At 40.8% G+C, this 20144-nt stretch carries 21 protein-coding genes and 1 riboswitch; of the genes, 7 read left to right on the plus strand and 14 right to left on the minus strand.

Translation table 11 applies throughout. The features are described 5' to 3' along the window. Nucleotides 1-203: 203 nt before the first annotated feature. On the minus strand, nt 204-359 hold the full coding sequence (locus BMX30_RS23900) for a hypothetical protein (protein ID WP_244532547.1): 156 nt from the start codon (nt 357-359) through the stop codon (nt 204-206). Here BMX30_RS23900 and BMX30_RS24240 point away from each other — a divergent pair. Next, entirely contained in the window at nt 319-621 is a 303-nt protein-coding gene (locus BMX30_RS24240) for a CPBP family intramembrane glutamic endopeptidase (RefSeq protein ID WP_425283748.1), read from the plus strand. The two genes, BMX30_RS23900 and BMX30_RS24240, sit on opposite strands and share 41 nt — an antisense overlap. A gap of 599 nt (nt 622-1220) precedes the next feature. On the opposite strand, the gene BMX30_RS09400 is transcribed toward BMX30_RS24240, so the two are convergent. The 6 genes from BMX30_RS09400 to BMX30_RS09425 form a co-directional block, all read right to left on the minus strand. Beyond that, on the minus strand, nt 1221-1532 hold the full coding sequence (locus BMX30_RS09400; RefSeq protein ID WP_090744161.1) for a DUF2442 domain-containing protein: 312 nt from the start codon (nt 1530-1532) through the stop codon (nt 1221-1223). Nucleotides 1533-1547: 15 nt separating this feature from the next. Beyond that, complete coding sequence (locus BMX30_RS24245) at nt 1548-1784, minus strand: DUF4160 domain-containing protein (RefSeq protein WP_139195389.1); 237 nt, start codon at nt 1782-1784, stop codon at nt 1548-1550. Nucleotides 1785-2116: 332 nt separating this feature from the next. Further along, nucleotides 2117-2896: an energy-coupling factor transporter transmembrane component T family protein gene (locus tag BMX30_RS09410; protein WP_090744166.1), complete on the minus strand. Its 780-nt coding sequence runs from the start codon at nt 2894-2896 to the stop codon at nt 2117-2119. Further along, a complete protein-coding gene (locus BMX30_RS09415; protein WP_090744169.1) occupies nt 2880-4595 on the minus strand; it encodes an ABC transporter ATP-binding protein in 1716 nt (571 codons plus the stop codon). The genes BMX30_RS09410 and BMX30_RS09415 overlap by 17 nt, the downstream gene beginning before the upstream one ends. Beyond that, a complete protein-coding gene (locus tag BMX30_RS09420; RefSeq protein WP_090744172.1) occupies nt 4576-5181 on the minus strand; it encodes an ECF transporter S component in 606 nt (201 codons plus the stop codon). Before BMX30_RS09420 ends, BMX30_RS09415 begins: the two co-directional genes overlap by 20 nt. Before the next feature lie 109 nt (nt 5182-5290). After that, entirely contained in the window at nt 5291-5893 is a 603-nt protein-coding gene (locus tag BMX30_RS09425; RefSeq protein WP_090744175.1) for a YkoF family thiamine/hydroxymethylpyrimidine-binding protein, read from the minus strand. A 140-nt stretch (nt 5894-6033) separates the two neighbouring features. Next, nucleotides 6034-6139, minus strand: a riboswitch (TPP riboswitch). A gap of 212 nt (nt 6140-6351) precedes the next feature. Here BMX30_RS09425 and BMX30_RS09430 point away from each other — a divergent pair. Continuing rightward, the gene (locus BMX30_RS09430; protein WP_090744177.1) at nt 6352-6861 is read left to right on the plus strand and encodes a hypothetical protein; all 510 of its coding nucleotides are present in this window, start codon (nt 6352-6354) and stop codon (nt 6859-6861) included. Between the two features lie 85 nt (nt 6862-6946). Beyond that, nucleotides 6947-7153: a DUF6199 family natural product biosynthesis protein gene (locus tag BMX30_RS09435; protein WP_211482065.1), complete on the plus strand. Its 207-nt coding sequence runs from the start codon at nt 6947-6949 to the stop codon at nt 7151-7153. A gap of 319 nt (nt 7154-7472) precedes the next feature. Here the strand turns inward: BMX30_RS09435 and BMX30_RS09440 are convergent, their stop codons facing one another. The 4 genes from BMX30_RS09440 to BMX30_RS09455 form a co-directional block, all read right to left on the minus strand. Then, nucleotides 7473-8930 (minus strand): CoA-acylating methylmalonate-semialdehyde dehydrogenase, encoded by a 1458-nt coding sequence (locus tag BMX30_RS09440; RefSeq protein ID WP_090744179.1) that lies wholly within the window; start codon nt 8928-8930, stop codon nt 7473-7475. A gap of 40 nt (nt 8931-8970) precedes the next feature. After that, nucleotides 8971-10320, minus strand: coding sequence for a GntP family permease (locus BMX30_RS09445; RefSeq protein ID WP_090744183.1), 1350 nt, complete (start codon nt 10318-10320; stop codon nt 8971-8973). A gap of 28 nt (nt 10321-10348) precedes the next feature. Then, nucleotides 10349-11545, minus strand: a complete 1197-nt coding sequence (locus BMX30_RS09450) for an iron-containing alcohol dehydrogenase (RefSeq protein WP_090744186.1) — start codon at nt 11543-11545, stop codon at nt 10349-10351. A 166-nt stretch (nt 11546-11711) separates the two neighbouring features. Further along, nucleotides 11712-13520: a sigma-54-dependent Fis family transcriptional regulator gene (locus BMX30_RS09455; RefSeq protein ID WP_090744189.1), complete on the minus strand. Its 1809-nt coding sequence runs from the start codon at nt 13518-13520 to the stop codon at nt 11712-11714. Between the two features lie 393 nt (nt 13521-13913). Between BMX30_RS09455 and BMX30_RS09460 the strand changes: the two genes are divergently transcribed. Beyond that, entirely contained in the window at nt 13914-14777 is an 864-nt protein-coding gene (locus BMX30_RS09460) for a LysM peptidoglycan-binding and 3D domain-containing protein (RefSeq protein ID WP_090744191.1), read from the plus strand. A 498-nt stretch (nt 14778-15275) separates the two neighbouring features. Here the strand turns inward: BMX30_RS09460 and BMX30_RS09465 are convergent, their stop codons facing one another. Then, on the minus strand, nt 15276-15785 hold the full coding sequence (locus BMX30_RS09465) for a hypothetical protein (RefSeq protein WP_090744194.1): 510 nt from the start codon (nt 15783-15785) through the stop codon (nt 15276-15278). A 529-nt stretch (nt 15786-16314) separates the two neighbouring features. Between BMX30_RS09465 and BMX30_RS09470 the strand changes: the two genes are divergently transcribed. The 3 genes from BMX30_RS09470 (at nt 16315) to BMX30_RS09480 (ending at nt 19146) form a co-directional block, all read left to right on the plus strand. Continuing rightward, complete coding sequence (locus BMX30_RS09470; RefSeq protein ID WP_090744197.1) at nt 16315-17010, plus strand: response regulator transcription factor; 696 nt, start codon at nt 16315-16317, stop codon at nt 17008-17010. Beyond that, nucleotides 17007-18368, plus strand: coding sequence for a sensor histidine kinase (locus BMX30_RS09475; protein ID WP_090744200.1), 1362 nt, complete (start codon nt 17007-17009; stop codon nt 18366-18368). The genes BMX30_RS09470 and BMX30_RS09475 overlap by 4 nt, the downstream gene beginning before the upstream one ends. Before the next feature lie 106 nt (nt 18369-18474). Beyond that, nucleotides 18475-19146, plus strand: coding sequence for a PepSY domain-containing protein (locus tag BMX30_RS09480; RefSeq protein WP_090744203.1), 672 nt, complete (start codon nt 18475-18477; stop codon nt 19144-19146). A gap of 128 nt (nt 19147-19274) precedes the next feature. On the opposite strand, the gene BMX30_RS09485 is transcribed toward BMX30_RS09480, so the two are convergent. Together BMX30_RS09485 and BMX30_RS09490 are read right to left on the minus strand one after the other, a co-directional pair. Continuing rightward, nucleotides 19275-19475 (minus strand): cold-shock protein, encoded by a 201-nt coding sequence (locus BMX30_RS09485; RefSeq protein WP_090744205.1) that lies wholly within the window; start codon nt 19473-19475, stop codon nt 19275-19277. A gap of 217 nt (nt 19476-19692) precedes the next feature. Further along, entirely contained in the window at nt 19693-19950 is a 258-nt protein-coding gene (locus tag BMX30_RS09490; protein WP_244532548.1) for an ATP-binding cassette domain-containing protein, read from the minus strand. Between the last annotated feature and the right edge of the window lie 194 nt (nt 19951-20144).

A 20144-nucleotide genomic window follows, 5' to 3' on the forward strand; every position in this document is an offset into this window, starting at 1 on the left:
AATATTCTTTAACCAACTGAAGAGAAATTGATATAATAAGAAAAAATTAGTATTGGGGGAGTACGGTTGCAAATACAAAGTTTTTCATTATTTTGGGAAATAATCATATATGGTGCTTTTATAGGTTTAATCTGTATGTTCCCAAAGTCAAGACAACTATATAAGGAAGCGTTTAATTTTAGCGTTTTGAATAACTTCCGAACTTATCTTCTAATCTTAATCGCATTCTCAACCATCTTTACCGCCAATTTAATCATTTTTAATCGTAGTTTATCATCAACATTCAATTTATTAACTAGTAGTGCTTCACGTACCGTGATGTTAGATCCTTTCGAGTTAGCCTCATTAATTATTGGCATAGTAATCATAGCTCCAGTTTTTGAGGAATTGCTATTTAGAGTACCCTTATCCATTTGGATGAATAGAAGTTACCGTTTTTTTATAGCATTATTCATTTCTTCCATCTTATTTGGACTATTGCATGCAGAATACCCAGTATTCGGATTCGTATTAGGGATGATTTTTGGGGTTGTATATAAATTATCTAAGTCCGTGGTTCCAGCTATAATCACTCATTTTATTTGGAACGTATTTTCGCTCTACTATTTTAATTACTTATAAATTAATAGTAGAGGTAGTTATTTGAATTGAAATACAGCCAACTCTAGTTGGATAAGGCTTTTTTTTAATATGCGTATAAACTTCACAAGCATCAACATCCCAAGTCAATTACCGGAAAGTCCTGCACCCGTAGTCGCAATTTCATTTAAAAAAACATCCTCCTGATTACATACGAGCATTCCCTTTTGACTATAGAGGAGATCCCTTCTTACTTGGTGGGGGGCCTGGCGCCTGTTCCTTTCTTATGAAAGTGGAAAAAAGCAGGGCACATATGCCCTGCTCTTATCGCTTTGATTAATTACCTTCTTTGATACGTAACAATAATAGACGGAGAAATTCCGCTTAATTTGGAAATAGCATTGAAAATGGCTTAAATAACCGGGGAAATTCCGACTATTCACTCGAAAAACGTTAAAAAGGAGGGTTTATTAGTGGATAAGCGGAAAATCTTCCCTTATTTTCCCCAAAACGAGCTCCATTCCGAAAATAACCGGAAAAACTCCGTTTATTCCCATTTCGATGCCTAGCACTACCCAAATCGTTCCAGCTTCAACTAAAATGAATTCCCTTGAAAAAAGGACTTTAAACCCTTTTCCCCCTTAAACGATATCTTTCCATTCATCACTTTGTTTTAATTCATTATATGATTTGCTAAGGATTTCAACTTCTTTGATTTCAATACCTCGACTGTACAAAGTATCAGGGTCAATATGGAGATCCTCTGGCCAAGCTACAGTTCCGGCATCTTTATCAATATAAACCTTTTTAAACTCCTCGGGATTATGTAATTTCTCTAGTACCCCTTCCATCGATGGCTTAATATCTACAAGTCGCTTTTCCCCATTATCAAATTCACAGATAAGCCATCCATCAAGGATTGGAAGTGGTCTCGCCTTCAAAATTTCACGCATATTTTTTACACCTCCCTAATAGAGCGGTGGAATGCTTTGGGGAACGACTCCCCTTCTGCAATCCTCCCACGGCTTCATAATATCATTTCTATTCTTCTCAAGCCAAATGTGTATATCACGTTCTTTATTCCTAGGAAGGAGCTTATCCCCTTTCAAATATTCGCCAGTAATGATGTTCAATCTAGTTTTATCATTCCCTCGCACATGAAAATGTGGTGGTTCATGATCATCGAAATAAATATAAATTGTCATCCCTCCGAATTTACTTATACTGGGCACAAAAATCCTCTTTATAAGGTAGTAAACATTTTAATGTGAAATTTTAAAGTATTGGCTGGAATTTTAAAGGAGCAAAGTGGATATTAAAATTGAAGTTTTTAAAGAGGGAGATAGTGGCAAAAAAACATCCAGCCATCGGAGATAAATAGGCAGTACTAACTCAATCGTACTATGTAAGGTGAATGGAAGGACGAGGTCTATATAAACAAATTTCGAATTTTGACTTCCCTGTACACACCTAAATTTAAAAAGTGCCAGGCACCATCCAGAATCTGGATGGTGCCTGGCACTTCTACTTTAACTCCTCAAAATTGTTTCCCAAAAATATTCAAAAACCCAAGCTGATAAGACAAAAACACACTCACAAAGAACATCACAAAGAAAACACTGACAAACACCCAGTCACGTTTATGGATGGTCATTTCGTGATAATGGGTTCGATTGGGTTCTCCGGTAAAGCCTTTTGATTCCATCGCAAGCGCTACTCGTTCCGCTTTGCGGATGGCATTGGCTAAAAGCGGAATCGCATAGCGGCGAAACTGATGCAAACGTTCCTTCATTCCCCTTGCTCTCCCTACCCCGCGTATGCGATGGGCTTGCCTTAACACTTGAAGCTCATAACGAAATGTCGGGAGAAAGCGATAACCCGCTAAAATCCCGAATGTTAATTTCGGCGGCAGCTTACATTGCTGCATTAAACTCAACATAAACTTCGTTGAGTCCGTCGTTAAAATAAACAATAAGGACAACGCGGCAAACGAAAGGGAACGTAACCCTAGTGAGATTCCCGCCCAAAAGCTTTCTGAAGTGACTTGAAACGACCAAATCGAAAATAAAACATCCCCACCTGAAAAAGCCTCGCTAGGATGGAGCATCGTCATCCAGGCAAAACTTACCGCTAATAGAAGAAACGGTGAAAAAATCACTAACCAGCGCTTGAATGCCACTTTGCTGAATAGAAAGGTTACTAGAATCGTAAATACTAAATAAATAGACGGTGTCAGCGGATCGTATGTAACGGCTAGGAGCAGTGCCGGAATCAAGACAGCAAAAGCCTTCATAGTTGGATTAATGGATGTTAGCATGCGCCCGCTCAGCTCCTTGTTGTTTGGTGTTTTCAAGTAACTGATTGATTCTCACGCGGAAAGGGAGTCTGAGTTTCGCCTCTTGGACAATGTCCGGTCTCTCCCATAGTTCATCCGGTTGGCCGTTAAAAACCACTGTCCCGTCGCCAACGACATACACTCTTTCACAATAAGCATCGACAAGATCCATATCGTGGGTCACAAAAACAATCGCTGTCCCTTGATGTTGGAATGTTTGAATCATGTTCATCAATTCTGCGGTTGTTTGTGCATCTTGGCCAAATGTCGGTTCATCGAACAATAATACCCTTGGTGTCTCCGCTAACATCGTCGCCACACTAAGACGGCGTTTTTGCCCACCACTTAAGGCAAAGGGATTGCTCCATTTATGAGCAGTTAAATGGAAACGTTGGAGCAACCGAGTCACGTTATGTTCGATTTGATCTTGGTCTACACCGTTTAATTTCATTCCAAACGCCAATTCATCGTAAACCGTATCGGTAATCAATTGATGCTCAGGGTTTTGAAACACATACCCCATTACCTGTCTCATTTCCCGCTCAGACCACGCTTCGTACTTCTTATTTAACAGCAAACGACTTCCACTTTTGGGCTTTAATAACCCGGACATTCCCTGCAATAACGTCGACTTTCCTGCCCCGTTTTTCCCTACAATCGCGATGAGTTCTCCGGAGGAAAGAGAAAGATTCATTTCTTTTAAAATGGATTGTTTTCCCCGAGCTAACGAGACATGATTTAAAGATAAAACCTCACCCAACTCATTAGCACGTTGGTCGGATGGGGGACTGTTTTTACGGGAGGGAATCATCGTTTCACCAGTAGCATCCATCCACGCAACCAAGCTTGTTTCAGAAAGAGGACGATTGGTTTCATCCACCTTTCCATCATGTAGATCAAGAACGGTTTCAACGATTCTCGGGAGATGGACCCCCTCTGCTTTTAACAGGTCGGCTTCGTTGTAAAATACATCCTCGGGAGTCCCTTCCAACAGAATGTTTCCATTCCTACTAAGGGCGATTACCCGGTCCACCATGTGAAGATAATCATCTAACTGATGCTCAATGATGAACAGGGAAAATTTCCGCTCTTTTTTTAACGAATAGATTAATTCAATCAATTCAAAGCGCGAAGCTGGATCCAGGTTTGCTGTCGGTTCATCCAAGATTAATAACTTTGGATTTAAAAGCAGAACGGAAGCCAGGGCGACCTTTTGCTTCTTCCCGCCTGATAATTCATGGATTGGGCGATGTTTCTCTTCGGTGAGCCCAACAGCATGTAAAATGTCGTCAATCTTCCCGCTCATCTCTTCTCGTGGTGTTTTTATATTTTCTAACGTAAACGCTAACTCATTTTCGACCGTCACCATACAAAACTGACTTTCGGGGTCTTGAAACACCACCCCAATTTCTTGGTTGATTTCTCCCTTTTTAAAATGACTTAAAGCTGTTCCGTTATAAAAAATATCACCTCTAGCATTTCCCTCTATTCCTTCAGGGTAAAGGCCATTTAAGCAAAGAGAGAGGGAACTTTTTCCCGACCCGCTTGGTCCAATCAAAAGAATCGTTTCTTGTTGATGGATAGTAAATGATAGATTTTTTAAAATATGATCTTTGTCAGAGTCATAGCCAAACGAGAAATTCTCGACAGAGAGGAGTCGCTTATGATGCTTTATGCTCACGTTTGGACTGCCACTCCTTTCCTAACGCATAGCTTCTTAAGACACCCGTGTCTGCTAATCTTTCCGTAATCCATTTCCCTAGTAAACCAGCAATCAAAGCCCCACTAATCACCCGAACAATTAGCATCGAGCTAAGCAGCGGAAGAGATAATGCAAGGTATCCAGAATGGTACAAGCCCCAGATAAAGCTGAATACTGCTGCACCAATTCCCGCAGCTACGAGAACACCTGTAGAGAAATTTCGATACTTTGTTGCAGCAAAAGCCGTCTCGGCTCCAAGTCCTTGAATTAAGGCGGAAACGATTAACATCGGACCGGCTGGTGAACCCATTAACACTTGAACACCCCCAGCAATGGTTTCGGAGATGAGGGCCGCCCCAGGCTTACGAATGATATAGGCCGTGATGATCGAAACGATAAACCAAATCCCAAAGATCACTTCATATCCAAATGGTCCTAAGCCAAATGGTGTTAAAACGTTAGTAAGACCCGTACCTACGGTGAAAAAGAAGAGGTAAATGACGGCAAATACAACACCGAGGATTGCCATTAAAACAATTTCACGCAAATTCCATTTATTTGTCATTTCGTAGATCTCCTTAAAATGTATTTTCGTATTTTACAATCGTGGTTAATCCCCACTTAAATGCCCTTCCCCCCTACACAAGCAAGGAGGAAGAGCCCACTAATAGATGTTATTTGTCTTTCTTTGATGGACTGTTCGCCGAAATCGCTGCGGTCATCGTCACATGGCTTCGTTCATGGGTTTTAGACGCATTCACAAACGACTGCTCAAGGGTTTTAAATACATCATTGGCATCTCCATCAAGGCGGGACGCATAATGAACACCTTTCGTGAACGTGCCGTGATCCTTGGCCACCTCCACCTGGTCAGCAATGACTTGCATATAGTCTGGATTGTTCATCGGATAAAGGGCAAATTGAGTCGCCACCTCTACCTTTTCTTTGCTAGAAGCTTCTTCATTCAAGCGCTCATCGTTCTCTGACATATAGCTATCCCCCTCGGTATCTCCAGGGCAACCAACCGAAAACGTTCCATTAAAAACAGTATGTACCCCCGTTTTGGCCGCATGGATAAAAATCGCCTTGGCCACATCAAAGACATGCTCACTACGTCCGCGAATACATGTCGTTACATCATCCGTTTCCATCCAAACCTTGCTTGTATCGACCTCATTTAATGCCGTTAAAATCACATCCACAAAACGATCTGTCATCGGATAAATTGAAAAACGACACCCTACGATTCTACTTGTTCCACAACTTAAACCTTGCATACTTGTTTCCTCCTAAACTTTTATTTGTCCGTTTCGCCTTAGATATTAGGGGTGCCTAGTCTCCCAAGAACGCAAAAAACTGCATTCTCCAAATAGGAAAATGCAGTGATAGTCAAAATTAATTAAAATCTAATAAATAGAAGACGCCACTTGCACTTCCCCACGCTAGTATTACCTAGTTCAGGTCCAGAGGGTCAGCAGGAATTTCACCCGCCTCTCAGCAATAAAGCACCCCTAGTGCGAAACGAATATTCATTTGTCTCACTAATTGTACGATAAATCTAAGTGTTTGCAAATAAAAAAATTTTCAAGCGACCTTTTTGGATGGTTGTACTTTAGCGGCGAGCTACTGATTTAAGTAGGTTTATAAGCTGTTTTTTTAACGGTAAAAAAAATTAAGAAACTTTTTATTACCACTATTCGTATATTTATTATTCAAACAATAAGGGGGATACCTCTTGAAACATGCCCTACCACTTTTAGTAGTGATGATTATTGGCCTACTTACTGCTTGTTCTAATGAAGTAAATCAATCGCAAGAGGTGATTGCTAATTATCCTGAAGCAATTACTGAAAGGATTGAAGAACTTCCTGAAGCAATTAGAAAGAATTTAGTCGTCCCTTCAAAATTACCTGAGTCTTTTCATGTAATTGATTTTGGATATACTAGCGACCCTCCGAATGACCCGAATGGAAAGATTATTCTTACTAACTTCATCTATTCTGGAGATCATGCCCAACTTTTGCTCAACACCATGTATGGAGATTCTGTAAGTTATACAAATGAAAAAAATAGTGAAACGGTTACTTTAGATAACGGAATTGTGGCAAAGGTTGGTGATTTTAGTTTACGATGGGGGAACGAGGATGGAAGTTATCACGAGTTAGCGTTACTATTTCCCCCTGATGTGACAGAAACGGAAATGACGATAGATGATTTAATAGAGATCGCAAATTCAATGGATTAGTGATCTAATTAGCTATCATTCTACCTTATTATTTAAAATTTACATACTCGTATGAGAGATTCCACAAGTTAAGAGGTGTGGCACTATGATGTTTATAGTTGGCATTCTATTTATTTTCGTTGGTTTCTATATGGTAGCAATCCCCGCCGTGCTTTGGGATCTAACAGAGAGCTGGAAATCAAAGGACGCAAGGGAACCATCGACTTTTTATATTTGGGTTTCGAGGATTGGCGGGATATTTTTAATCCTTATAGGTATCGCTGGGATTGTCGAAATGTTTATTTTAATGTAGTACTCCAAATAAGAAGGCTTAGCGAAAGTAAAATAACGGGAGTTTTTACCGTTAAATGCCGAAGGGAGCTCTTTTCGTGTGATATAAGGGGAGATTTTCCCGCTATCAGATAGAAATGCCTCCCTTTTCGCGTTTCTCGAACAAGTAGCGGGAATTTCTCCCCTTATTTAAGCCATTTGCAATGTTATTTGCTATTTAAGGGGAATTTTTCCCTTTATTTATTGTAAGTGTCAGAGCAGAGAGTGGGGATACAAGGCTACTTTATGTTCATTTCAAAAGAGCAGGCGCACAATCTGCGCCTGCTCTAAAAAAGATAATATTAGTGACGTGCTGTTAACATCTTGCGTCTTGTGTAGAATTCAACTCCGTCTGTTCCGTTTGCATGAAGATCTCCATAGAATGAGTTCTTCCATCCGGAGAATGGGAAGAAGGCCATTGGTGCTGGAACCCCGATGTTCACGCCAAGCATACCAACTTCGATATTTTCTCTGAAGTAGCGAACCGCTTTAGAGCTGTCTGTGAATAGGCAAGCTCCATTTCCGAAGTCTGACTTATTGGTTAATTCGATTGCGTTTTCTAAACTATCTACGCGAACAATTGAGAGAACCGGTGCAAAGATTTCTTCCTTCCAAATTCTCATTGAAGGATTCACATTGTCAAAGATGGTTGGTCCAATGAAGTAGCCTTCCTTATGGTACGCTTCATCTTTACGGCCATCACGAATGAGGGTAGCTCCTTCTTGCTCGCCGACTTCAATATAGTTTGCTGTTCTTTCCTTATTTTCCTGGCGAATAACTGGACCTAAGAACACATCTTCTTCCAAACCGTTACCGATTGTGATTTCATTTGCTTTTTCGTTCAACTTCGCAATTAATTGATCTGCCACATCACCGACAGCGACAACAACAGAGCATGCCATACATCTTTCCCCAGCAGAGCCATAGGAAGCAGCAATGATTTCTTTTACGGAAGCTTCAAGGTCGGCATCTGGCATAACGATTGAATGGTTTTTTGCTCCTGCTAACGCTTGAACGCGCTTGCCATTTGCGGCTGCAGTTTTATAAATATACTCTGCAACAGGCTGTGAGCCTACGAAGGAAATCGCTGGAACATCCTCGTGATCCAATAATCCGTTCACGATATCATGCGCCCCATGAACAATGTTAAAGACTCCGTCTGGTAGACCTGCTTCTGTAAACAATTCTGCTAAGCGATTCGCAAGGATTGGTGTACGTTCAGATGGCTTAAGCACAAATGTATTACCGCAAGCGATTGCAAGCGGGAACATCCAGCAAGGAACCATCATTGGAAAGTTAAATGGGGTAATCCCACCAACAACACCAACTGGATAACGGTACATGCCTGATTCGATTCCTGTTGCAATGTCAGGAAGCTGTTTTCCCATCATCAAAGATGGTGCTCCAGCTGCGAATTCCACACATTCAATTCCGCGCTGAACCTCGCCGTAAGCCTCTTTAAAGCTTTTTCCGTTTTCCTTGGTAATTAATGTTGCAAGCTCATCCCAATTTTCTACTAATAATTGCTGATATTTAAATAGAATACGAGCACGTTTTGGTACAGGTGTCTTGCTCCAAGTTTTAAAAGCTTCCTTCGCGATTTGTACCGCCTCGTCTAAATCTTCACGCGTGGAGATTGGAACTCGCGCAAGCTCTTCTCCTGTTGCCGGATTTGGCACGATATCATATTTTTCTGTTTGTGATTCAATCCACTGTCCGTTGATAAAGTTCTTTAGTGTTTGAGTAGTTGTTGTTGTCATTTTTATTTCCCCTTTCATTTTTAAAAATTGCTAATCGGTTTTAAAATATGGAATAAAGTAAAACTGCCAAGGCCAATACAATCGTTGGCATAACCACGCTCAGGATGAAAATGGGACCATAAGAGCGTTTATGTGATTCCCCGCAGATCGCACGAATGGTTGTCACCACATAGCCATTATGCGGAAGTGAATCCAAGCCACCTGATGCAAGTGCCGAAATACGGTGCATGGCACCAGGATCAAGTCCCTGGGCTAAATACATAGGTGACAAAATTGGCAAGGCAATCCCGAGGCCGCCTGAAGCGGAACCAGTGATCCCACAAATAAGTGTAACTGCAATGGCCAATCCCATTAATGGAGGTCCAGGAAGATTCACAAGACCATCGACCACCGTGCTAAACGCTGCTACTTGGGCTGCTACACTTCCGAAACCAACTACTGCACAGGTATTCGCAGCAGCAACTAACGCATCCTGTGACCCTTTTGCCATAGCGGACCAAAAATCCTGCAAGAATTTAAACATCAATACACAAGCAAGGAAAATTCCACTTGCTAATGAAATAAGTGCCGCCCCTGTTGAAGAGGTGAAGTTTGAAATCGTATTTAACAATACGATGACTGAAACAAGCGGCAGAATTGCAAAAACAATATTTGGGAGCTCAGTATCTTTTCCCATATTCTGAGGCTTTTGCGCTTCTAGTTCCTCTTCCGCAAGAGCTGCTGCTGTTTCGTTTGTAGCCGGCTGATTTGGCAGCGAGAAGGTTTCGCCATTTTGAACAGCCTTTTTAACCATTTTCCCTAGCAAAATTCCGCCAACCACCATAATGGTTAGAGCCATCAATACCCCAATGATGCCTCCTGCTGTAGGTTTTGTTCCAAAAAATTCAGTTGGAATCAGGTTCTGAATTTCTGGAGAACCTGGTGCGGTCATCGTAAATGAGATCGACCCAAACACCAACGCGGCTGGGATAAAACGATGCGGAAGATTCGCCACTCTGAATAACGAAACAGCAATAGGATAAACAGCAAAGCCTACAACGAACAAGCTTACTCCACCATAAGTCATAACAGCAGCTGCTGCTACGACAGCGAATACAGCACGAGAAGGTCCAAGCGTATCTTTGACCCAGTTTGCGATGCTGTCCGCGGCTTTGGTCTCCTGCATGATTTTTCCGAATATTGCTCCTAACAGAAAGATTAAGAACCATGACTTGAAGTACCCCGTAAATCCAGTCATATAGTGTTCCGTCATTGCCGTTTCAAGGTTTAAACCACCGGTTATTGCCACAAGAATCGCACTGATGATTGCCGCGACAATAATATTGATCCCCTTCATCGTCAAATACATTAACAGTCCAAGTGAAGCAATCAGACCAAGCATCCCTAACATTTTATTTCCCCCGTTCCCCCATCGAAACTTACAAAACCTTCTCCTCGGTACTGAACTGGTAAGCATAACAATTGTGGTAAAGTTCAACTAGTTCATTGAACGTTGGCACTCTAGGATTATTACCCGGGCTTCCGCTGTCGATTGCGTCAAATGCCATTTTCTCCACTACATTTTCAAATGCTTTTTGGTCAATCCCCCATCCCTTTAGATTAGGGATATTTAATTGGAGACAAAGCGCCTTAACAGATTGAACCGCCGCTTCTGCTGCCTCAAGATTGGAAAGGGTTTCATTTTTCCGGTCAAAAATCCTACCGATATCAGCTAAGCGATCCGTGCAGGCGTCTTTACTAAATTCAAGAACCGCGGGTAGGAGCATTGCATTGGAGATTCCGTGTGGAACATGAAATAGTGCCCCAATTGGCCTGGACATCCCATGAACTAAACAAACAGAGGCATTTGTAAACGCCATTCCTGCTTGATAAGAGCCCAGAGACATTGCTTCACGTGCATCGACATTTTCCCCATCATTGTAAGCGGTTAAAAGATTATCGATAATTAACTTCATCGCCGATAATGCAAGCGTATCGGTCATTGGGTGCGCCTTTTTCGAAAGATAAGCTTCAATCGCATGGCTCAATGCATCTACCCCTGTTGCTGCCGTTACATTTTTCGGAGACGACAGCGTTAATAAAGGGTCCACGATGGCCACATCGGGCATAAAGGCAGGTTGTTTAATCATCATTTTCACATCATTCGATGTATTTGTGATAACAGTTACATCGGTTGCCTCCGACCCAGTCCCTGCAGTGGTTGGAATGGCTATATGTGGGACCGGACTGTTTTCAGCTATTTTCTTCCCACCCATGTAATCGCCTATGTACCCATCGTTTGTCGCCAGAACAGCGATTGCCTTAGCAGTATCCAGGCAGCTTCCCCCGCCAAGAGAGATTACTAGCTCACATTGCTCACGTTTAAGGATATTTAAAGCTTCCGCCACGTACTGATCTGTCGGTTCAGAGTTTACGCCGAGATATACCTCACTCTGAACTCCTTCTTTCTGCAACAGCTGCTGGCATTCCTTTATATAACCAAGGCTATCCATAATCTTGTCACTGACGATCAGCGCTTTTTTTCCCCTAAGAGCTGCTTCCGTCCCTACATTTTGAAAGGCGTTGCGGCCATAGTAGGTTGTTTTTGGTGTTCGTAAAATTGCAAAATTCTCCACCTATGTTTTCACCCCTTGTTTATTTATCACTTTTTATAGTTGCAAGAAGCGTGCCAACTTGAAAAAGTGATAAAATAAACATTTTTACTGTTTCAAAGTGTAGTAACTACACTACAGTTGTAGGGATGTTGTAGTTTAATCACTACACATACAGTAAAAAAAAGAGTTAATGAATCCCATGTTTTTTTAGCTTCTGATATAGCGTTGTGCGGTGAATGCCGAGAACATCCGCTGCCTTTGATTTATTGCCCCCAGCATTTTTTAACGCCTGAATAATGACTTCTTTTTCACGTTTGAAGACATCATCTCGTGCCACTTCTATTAAAGAAGGGCCGGTTGAATTCTTTTCCAATGTGAAAGACTCCTCTCTCATGGATACAGGCAAATGTTGCACATCAATCACATCTCCGTCCACCATAGTGACAAGTCGTTCCACGGAATTAACCATCTCGCGAATATTTCCTCGCCATGAATAGTTGCGAAAGATTGCTACTGCCTGAGACGTGAAAGTTTTCACGGGAACCTGATACTTTCCACAAACCTCCTTCAGGTAATGCGCCAAGAGGATGGGAATATCCGTCTTCCGTTCGCGAAGCGGCGGAATATGGAGCTGAATAATGTTCAAACGATAAAACAGATCTTCACGAAATTCAGCTTGATTGACCATTTCTTTTAGGTCTCTATTCGTCGCACAAACAATGCGAACATTCATTTGATACTTATTGATTCCGCCGACCCTTTCAACCTCTCTTTCCTGGAGAACGCGCAACAGCTTCGTTTGCATCACTAGTGGCATCTCACCAATTTCATCTAGAAAGATTGTCCCATTTTGGGCCAACTCAAATTTACCTGGCTTTCCACCCTTTCGAGCTCCTGTAAAAGCACCTTCCTCATATCCAAACAGTTCTGATTCAAATAAATGTTCTGGAATTGCACCACAATTGACACTAATAAACGGGCCTGTCGAAAATGGGCTTAAATGATGAATGCTTTTCGCAAACATTTCCTTCCCTGTTCCGCTTTCTCCGGTAATGAGGACGGTTGCATGGGTTCGCGCCGACCTCCGTGCATCCCTCTTCACCTTTAAGATGCCATCGCTTTCCCCGATAATCTCGTCAATCGTGATGCGGCTGTCCTTTTCTTTTTTTAAGCTTAATAGCTCTATCTTTGGTTCTTTCTTCCGATGTTCCTCTTGTAGGCGTTCATAAATTCGATAGACATCGGTTACCCCTTCAAAGATTAGCATGCCAATCGCACCGGTAACACGACCATTCTGCCAAATTGGAATGCGGTGAACAATCATGTCCTGCCCCTGTATCGTCTGCAGGACCCCCCGCTCAGGGATTCCGGTTTTAACTGTCTCATGGAGGTTAGTATTATCAATGACTTCCGTGACATGCCTTCCGATTGCATCTTCGCTTTTCACCCCTGTGAACCGACTATAGGCCTTATTAAATTCAAGCAATACTCCATGTTCGTCAACTACAGCAATGCCTTCGTAAGCGCTCTCTAAAATGACATGAAGGGCATCTACTGTATTTTGTCTTTGCTCTAATTTATATGTATATTTGAAGAATCCATCGAGGGCGTCTCGGATGGTAATTAAGCCTACAAGTCTTTCTTGCTTGTCCAAAACCGGCATTGCGTTTTCAGAGTGTGAAACAACATCCATTATGGAATCGTCCGGTTTCACGTAGGCCGGTGTCGCAATCAATGCTCTGCTAACAGGAGATTCGGGTTGTTTTGTTTTTACAAGTACCTTTATTATCGTTCCTAACGTGACCATCCCTAAATAACGATTGCTTTCATCAACAACCGGCAGCCCCTCAACGCGGAGCTCGTCCATTTTCTCGGCAGCTTTCTGAACCGTGTCTTTCTCCCAAAGGCAATAAGGACTAGGAGTCATCCAATATCTTACCTGTAGAAGCTCCGTTCGATGCTGCGCTTTTTCCTGCTCAAACCCCAAACTATTCATGTAACTTCCCCTCCCAATGCAAACATATCAAACTATCAACAGATGAAAGTAGTGTTTTTTCTATAAATCATTGAATATTTAGACTTATTTTTATGGGATTTGATTAGATTCCCTATCCCGTGTTGTTTTTGTTTTCTTAGGGCTAGCCACTTATTTACAGCGATAGTTTTATTATATCAAAACTAGGGGTCATTTTTTTTGCGAATCTCAGGTTCTTGAAGTATTGTGACTTTCACAAATTGTACCGGGGATAGGTGTTTAGTCGCATATTCTGCAATAATGTTATCAACTTGTCATTCTCGTAAATGAATTAATATCTCCCTGTTCTTTTTCTGTAAGACTACTATGGTAAGCTTGTCCCAAGATGAGAACAGCCAATGGGAGGCAAAGAGAATGAAACAAAAATTGGTATCATTAATTGCAACAGCGACAATCATCGCGACAGCTGCAACGACAACTCAGGCGGAGGAAGTCACTGTACATAAGGGCGACACTTTATGGGGATATTCACAGGAATATGGTGTAACGGTGGAGGCTATTAAACGATGGAACAATCTATCTAGTGATCTAATCCATCCAAATGATGTTCTTCAAGTCTCACCTTTTAAAAGTGTAACGGTTAAGAAGGGCGACACGCTTTGGGATCTTGCGCGGGCAAATGGGGTTTCGGTCGGTCATTTAATGGACACGAATGACCTTACTTCTGATCTCATTCACCCTGGTTTGAATTTAACCATCTATCCGGATGGTGAAAGTTCCACAAAAGGGCAAACGAATAGGATAATAGACGAAACGTCCAAGACGAACGATGACCAAGCAAAACTGACAACCCAAAATAAGGTACCAGAGGAAACCACAAAAGAGAAGGGCTCACAAGCTGTGTCAATTAAAACTGATACTAATACCGTAGAAGCACCGCAGCCAGAGGTTCAAGCCAGCACACCTCCAGCTGAGAAAGAAGCAGTAAGCAAGGAAATTACCGTAGAAGCAACAGCCTACACAGCTAGTTGCAAAGGCTGTTCCGGTATTACCAGCACCGGTATCAATCTACTAGAAAACCCAGATGCAAAAGTCATCTCCGTAGATCCAACTGTTATTCCACTTGGTTCCAAAGTACATGTGGAGGGATATGGATATGCAACTGCGGCAGATACTGGCGGAGCCATCAAGGGCAACAAAATTGATGTTTTTATCCCTGATTATGACGATGCAGTCCAGTATGGAAGAAAACAGGTGAAAGTAAAAATTATTGAATAAAGCGAGAGCTGTTTCCAATTTGGGACAGCTTTTTTCACTATGAATCGGCACATTTAGACCCAATGAATGCAGTGCTAATGTCACAACCCGAATAATGGATTAATAGATTAATTAATTTCATTATTTAACTCGCATTTTTATTTAGTTTCACCGTTGCCACCTCTCATCATTCGATTCCATTAAATGACCGACAGAAACCCGTTTCTTATTTATTGCTGATATTTCCCTCAGATTTTTGGTTTAGCCTAAGTTATTTTGCTATTTGTATCACTATTGTTTTGTTTAGTTATATAAAAAAAAGAAATTAAAAACACAAAAAGCATCAACAATTAAGATGATGCTTTTTTTCGTTGATTACTATCCTGTTTTCACGATAACATTTCCCTAGTTAGAAAAAGGAGTTTTATAGTTGAGAATCTAAGCAATTAACATAAACTATGAGGTTATTAACCTAACCAGACTATGGCAAGGGAATGGGCACTTGATAATTAACTAATTTTAATTCCCCAAGGACACCATAAAATCACCGATTCGGATTAACATATCCTCAATTTTATGCTCTTCATTTAAATTTGCTTGTCCAGTTACGATTTCAACTTCTGATTTTTCGCTGCCTTCTTTTTGGTACTGTATTTCCACTGAAAAATTATAAATTATCTCTTCAGACTTAGTTTTTTCAAAGTCGATATTGTTAACCTTTAGTTGGTAACTATTTCTCAGAGGTTCAGTCATTAATACTGAACCGTAGCTATTTACGAATGCAACGTAGGACGATTCGTCCGCAAAATAATCTTTATATAGTTTTTCTTCATATTTTCTTAACGGTATCGTCCAATCCTTTTCTTTCACTATTTGTTTCAATTCTTCACTTGGGCCTGTCAGATTATTTTTAAGTACAGCTTCCATCGTTTGTATATTTTCATCTTGTGTTTTCGTTTCTGTATTTTCGGCACAGCCAACTAACATGAACAGAATTGAGGCAGATAGAACAAACAATTTGAATTTCAAAATAAAACTCCCCCTTGCTACTTACTTTAACACGGATTTTCTATTTATTCTGTGAATATTTGCGGTAGCGTAATGCCCATGATGGATCCCTTGCATCATTTACTCCTTGCACTAACCTCGGACTTTTTTCATAGAAGTTGTCATCTTCACTGAATGGTCGCTAGATCTACTTGTTCCCCCTAACAAATCGAGGCCTCAACCATTTTATAAACATAAGAATTGATCCAACCTTTTTTATTTTATTTCCTCCTTTTACCAATTAGACGTTAAGGATTTTTAAAAGTTGCGGATCATTCTTTTTAAACAATTTATTTATGTACTTAACTCAACACACCTATTAGGAAAAATTAATGGTAGGACAAAACATTATCCTTGGGTTCCCTCGACAAGAGGAATGTAAAAGGTTTTTAAAGATGAAGGACGAATTAGTACTTTAAGTAGGAAGCGGTATTTAAGATGGTGTATCATAGAATCTAAAAGTAAGGTGCTCCGTGAGAATTGAAATAAAACAGGATACGTAGGTGATATCATGAGTGAACCTCACATTTTAATTGTGGAAGATGAGAAAAAAATCAGCAGAGTTTTGCAGCTGGAATTGGAATATGAAAATTATAAAACGGAAATTGCCGACAATGGGAAGGATGCTCTTCGTCTGATGCAGGAAAAAGACTGGGATCTTGTACTTTTAGATATTATGATCCCTGAATTGAGCGGGCTAGAAGTGCTACGAAGAATTAGAAAAGTGGACGAAAGTATGCCGATTATTCTTTTAACTGCCAGAGATGAGATACACGACAAAGTCAGCGGACTCGACTTGGGTGCGAACGACTATATTACAAAGCCCTTCCAGATTGAAGAGCTGTTGGCACGGATTCGTGTTCACCTTCGAACACCTAAAAAGACACAGAAGGAAAATGAGAGTAAGCTCTCCATTGGAGAACTGCAGGTTCATTTAGATCGACATGAAGTTATAAGAGGAACAACTCTCATTGACTTAACAAGAAGGGAATTCGATTTACTTGTCTGCTTGTTAAGAAATAAGAACATTGTAATGTCAAGGGAGCAGCTTCTTGAACAAGTATGGGGCTACGATTATTTCGGTGAGACAAATGTAGTTGATGTCTATATTCGCTATTTACGAAAAAAGATAGATAAGAACTTTGATCCCGCCTACATCCAAACGGTCCGTGGTATAGGGTATACGATAAAGGATATTCATTCATGAAATTGAAAACTAAAATTCTGCTGTCTTCAAGTTTGTTCATGCTTGTGACTATTTTGGTTGTGAACCTGTCAATTTACTATTTCTTTTACAAAGTGAGCACCAATACAGAACTGAACGAACTCGAACTGGTGATTCATGATGTGACTCAAGCATTAAATGAAAATCCAAATGTTGACCATAGTGAATTGCTGGAGGCCTACCTCCCTGCAAATGGGACGATCCGGATTATTCTTGAAAATGAAGTAAGATATATTGAGCAAACCCGTTCCCTGGATTATACGACCCTTCCCTGGAAATTCTCACAGCAAGAATCACAGCAAGTGATTTCCAAGAAGGATGCGCCAGACATAGCAGTTGTTGAACAGCCGATTATTTGGAGATCAGGCGATTATGCTGGTGATGTTGTGACGATTCAAGTTTCAAATCAACTTGTTTCCTTGCATGAAACTTTGCGCATTTTATTTTATGTGCTGACCATCCTGTCTCTCATTGTCCTGATTCCTATTATGATTGGCAGTTCATTCTTAAGCCGATTTTTGCTGTTGCCAATACAAAATCTAATCAAAACGATGAATGACAATATGACCCATGGGAAGTGGCAAAAGATTGACATTCATCATCAATCACAAGATGAGCTGCATGAGATGGAACTCACTTTTAACCAGATGATTGACTATCTAAAAGTCAGTTATGAAAAACAGGAAATGTTTGTTTCTGATGCCTCCCATGAACTCAAAACCCCGATTCAAATCATTAAGAGTTATGCCCAATTATTAGAGCGCAGAGCGAATGCAAATCCTGAATTAATTAAAGAGTCCGTCCTTGCCATTGATTCTGAAGCAAACCGAATGAATAGGCTAGTCGAGCAGATGCTGTCACTGGCAAAACATAAACAGCTTCAATCAAAGGTGCCGGTCAGTATGGTGAAGGTCGTCGATGAAATTGTGAAAACCTTTGATGGCATAACCGAAAGAGACATCCAGATTAAAAAAGAGAATCATACGATGATGGTGAAAGCAGACCATGATCAGATGAAGCAATTGTTTTATATATTAATGGATAATGCCTTGAAATATAGTCAAGACACCATTGATGTCCGGCTATTTGAGGAAGCTGGAAAGGCGGTTGTCGAAGTTCAGGATTATGGTAAAGGAATTTCACAACAGGACTTGAAACATATCTTCGACCGTTTTTATCGAATTGATAAAGCTAGGAACAGGGAAACCGGCGGTACTGGATTGGGGCTTGCGATAGCAAAATCCATTGCCGAAGCGAATGATGGAGAAATATCTGTAATAAGTGAACTTCATTCCGGCTCAACGTTCACCGTGAAGTTCCCAATTTTAACCGAAGAGTAAATGAAAAATGTTTCTCATTTTCTCATCAAATTCTAATCTTGATCAAATCCTCCTTTCATAAACCCTGGATATACTGAGAGTAAGATATCAACAGGAGGGAATAAAAATGAAGAAAAAAATCATTATGGCTTTTGGAGCATTATCTATTGCAGGTATCATTGGGTTCACCGCTTTTCAATCAGAGATTGTCAATGCCGAACCGAAACTGTCTAAGGAAGAAATACGGAAACAAGTCACTTCTCAGTATCCAGGGACGATCAACGAATTAGAATTGGAAAGAGACGATAACATCACCTTTTATGAGGTTGAAGTCATGTTAGAAGACAAGGAATACGAACTACAAATTCATGCCGACACAGGTGAAGTATTAAAGCTTGAAGAAAAGGCGATTTCCCCAAAAACCGTAACGGACACTGCTGGAAATAACCAGGATGATGACCGCCAAGGCGAAAATAAGGCTGAAAGTGGCGAAAACAATAAGAATGCAGCTCCCACCAATGATACCGCTGTAAATGGCAGCGATGATGACCAAGGTGAAAAAACAACTAAAAATGATGCTGCCACTCAGACGGTGATCAGCAATGAAGAAGCTAAGAAAATCGCTTTAGAAGAATTCCCTGGAAGCATCGTAGAATTGGAATTGGATGAAGACGACGGCCGCCATAGCTATGAAATAGAAATTGTGAATGGAAATAGAAAAGCCGAAATCGAGATCGATGCCTATACCGGCAAGATAATCGTATTAGAAATCGAAACAGATGACGGGGATGATGATTAAATCAATTGTAGAAGCAAAGGGACGGACCTTTTGCTTCTATTTTTAATTATTTGCATAGCCAAGAAGCTGGAAGCAAAAAATCGCATAAAAAAAGACTCTCAAAGAGAGCCTTTCTGAATCTATGTTGGTTATGCTTTTTGAACATTTGTAGCTTGGGGTCCGCGTTGACCTTGTTCTACTTCAAATGTAACTTTTTGGCCTTCATCTAGAGACTTGAAGCCTTCGCCTTGGATAGCTGAGAAATGAACGAATACATCGTCTCCGCCTTCGCGCTCGATAAATCCAAATCCTTTTTCTGCATTAAACCATTTTACTGTACCTTGTTCCATTTAATTATTTCCTCCTTGGTGCTGTGCACGCATTGTGTATGGACTATCCTTGTTTAGGTCTTCAGGCCAAAAGTATTTAAACTTTACGAGCCCTCCGAACAGACAAGAATAATTCTCCCAAAGAATAACAAAAAATGTTCATGAATGCAAATTCCTTAAAAGATAGGTATCTGTCCCCATGTTACGTATATACTCTGCGGTTTGTTCTGTTATGGATTCAAAAGGTACGATTGCCCCATTTTATACGTGCCTGTTGCGACCCTCTCGTGCCCGTTTCCCCGAACAATTCAATCTCGCCCTCATCGATGGTGATTAACCCCATAACGATGCGCATGAACGTCGACTTTCCCGCGCCGTTCTCCCCGATTAAGCCGTAAATCATCCCCCGTTTTATTTCAATCGATACTTTATCGAGTGCTTTATGCTTGCCGTAAATCTTTGAAATATTTTTTGCTTTAAGAATCGTTTCCGACATCACGATCATCCTTTCGAAGCTGATAGATATAGAATAAATGCTAGGTTTAAATAATTTGACTAGAAAAGTATAAAGAAAGTGTAAAGAAAGTTGCCTAGTGATTGGTTCTTCATTCTAATCTTAGGCAATCGTTTTTTAATCCCTTTCGATTATGTCCTTTCCTCAGGTTCTATTAAGCAAACTTGTTAGGAATC

Source organism: Mesobacillus persicus, from assembly GCF_900109925.1.
GTDB lineage: Bacteria > Bacillota > Bacilli > Bacillales > Cytobacillaceae > Mesobacillus_B > Mesobacillus_B persicus.

What these genes read in the sequence shown, in the direction of transcription:
- BMX30_RS24240 (WP_425283748.1), top strand. Translation starts at nt 319, where the DNA reads ATGTTAGATCCTTTCGAGTTAGCCTCATTAATTATTGGCATAGTAATC.
- BMX30_RS09455 (WP_090744189.1), bottom strand. Translation starts at nt 13,520, where the DNA reads ATGAATAGTTTGGGGTTTGAGCAGGAAAAAGCGCAGCATCGAACGGAG.
- BMX30_RS09490 (WP_244532548.1), bottom strand. Translation starts at nt 19,950, where the DNA reads ATGTCGGAAACGATTCTTAAAGCAAAAAATATTTCAAAGATTTACGGC.
- BMX30_RS09410 (WP_090744166.1), bottom strand. Translation starts at nt 2,896, where the DNA reads ATGCTAACATCCATTAATCCAACTATGAAGGCTTTTGCTGTCTTGATT.
- BMX30_RS09480 (WP_090744203.1), top strand. Translation starts at nt 18,475, where the DNA reads ATGAAGAAAAAAATCATTATGGCTTTTGGAGCATTATCTATTGCAGGT.
- BMX30_RS09425 (WP_090744175.1), bottom strand. Translation starts at nt 5,893, where the DNA reads ATGCAAGGTTTAAGTTGTGGAACAAGTAGAATCGTAGGGTGTCGTTTT.
- BMX30_RS23900 (WP_244532547.1), bottom strand. Translation starts at nt 359, where the DNA reads ATGCCAATAATTAATGAGGCTAACTCGAAAGGATCTAACATCACGGTA.
- BMX30_RS09460 (WP_090744191.1), top strand. Translation starts at nt 13,914, where the DNA reads ATGAAACAAAAATTGGTATCATTAATTGCAACAGCGACAATCATCGCG.
- BMX30_RS09440 (WP_090744179.1), bottom strand. Translation starts at nt 8,930, where the DNA reads ATGACAACAACAACTACTCAAACACTAAAGAACTTTATCAACGGACAG.
- BMX30_RS09420 (WP_090744172.1), bottom strand. Translation starts at nt 5,181, where the DNA reads ATGACAAATAAATGGAATTTGCGTGAAATTGTTTTAATGGCAATCCTC.
- BMX30_RS09445 (WP_090744183.1), bottom strand. Translation starts at nt 10,320, where the DNA reads ATGTTAGGGATGCTTGGTCTGATTGCTTCACTTGGACTGTTAATGTAT.
- BMX30_RS09435 (WP_211482065.1), top strand. Translation starts at nt 6,947, where the DNA reads ATGATGTTTATAGTTGGCATTCTATTTATTTTCGTTGGTTTCTATATG.
- BMX30_RS09470 (WP_090744197.1), top strand. Translation starts at nt 16,315, where the DNA reads ATGAGTGAACCTCACATTTTAATTGTGGAAGATGAGAAAAAAATCAGC.
- BMX30_RS09400 (WP_090744161.1), bottom strand. Translation starts at nt 1,532, where the DNA reads ATGCGTGAAATTTTGAAGGCGAGACCACTTCCAATCCTTGATGGATGG.
- BMX30_RS09485 (WP_090744205.1), bottom strand. Translation starts at nt 19,475, where the DNA reads ATGGAACAAGGTACAGTAAAATGGTTTAATGCAGAAAAAGGATTTGGA.
- BMX30_RS24245 (WP_139195389.1), bottom strand. Translation starts at nt 1,784, where the DNA reads ATGACAATTTATATTTATTTCGATGATCATGAACCACCACATTTTCAT.
- BMX30_RS09475 (WP_090744200.1), top strand. Translation starts at nt 17,007, where the DNA reads ATGAAATTGAAAACTAAAATTCTGCTGTCTTCAAGTTTGTTCATGCTT.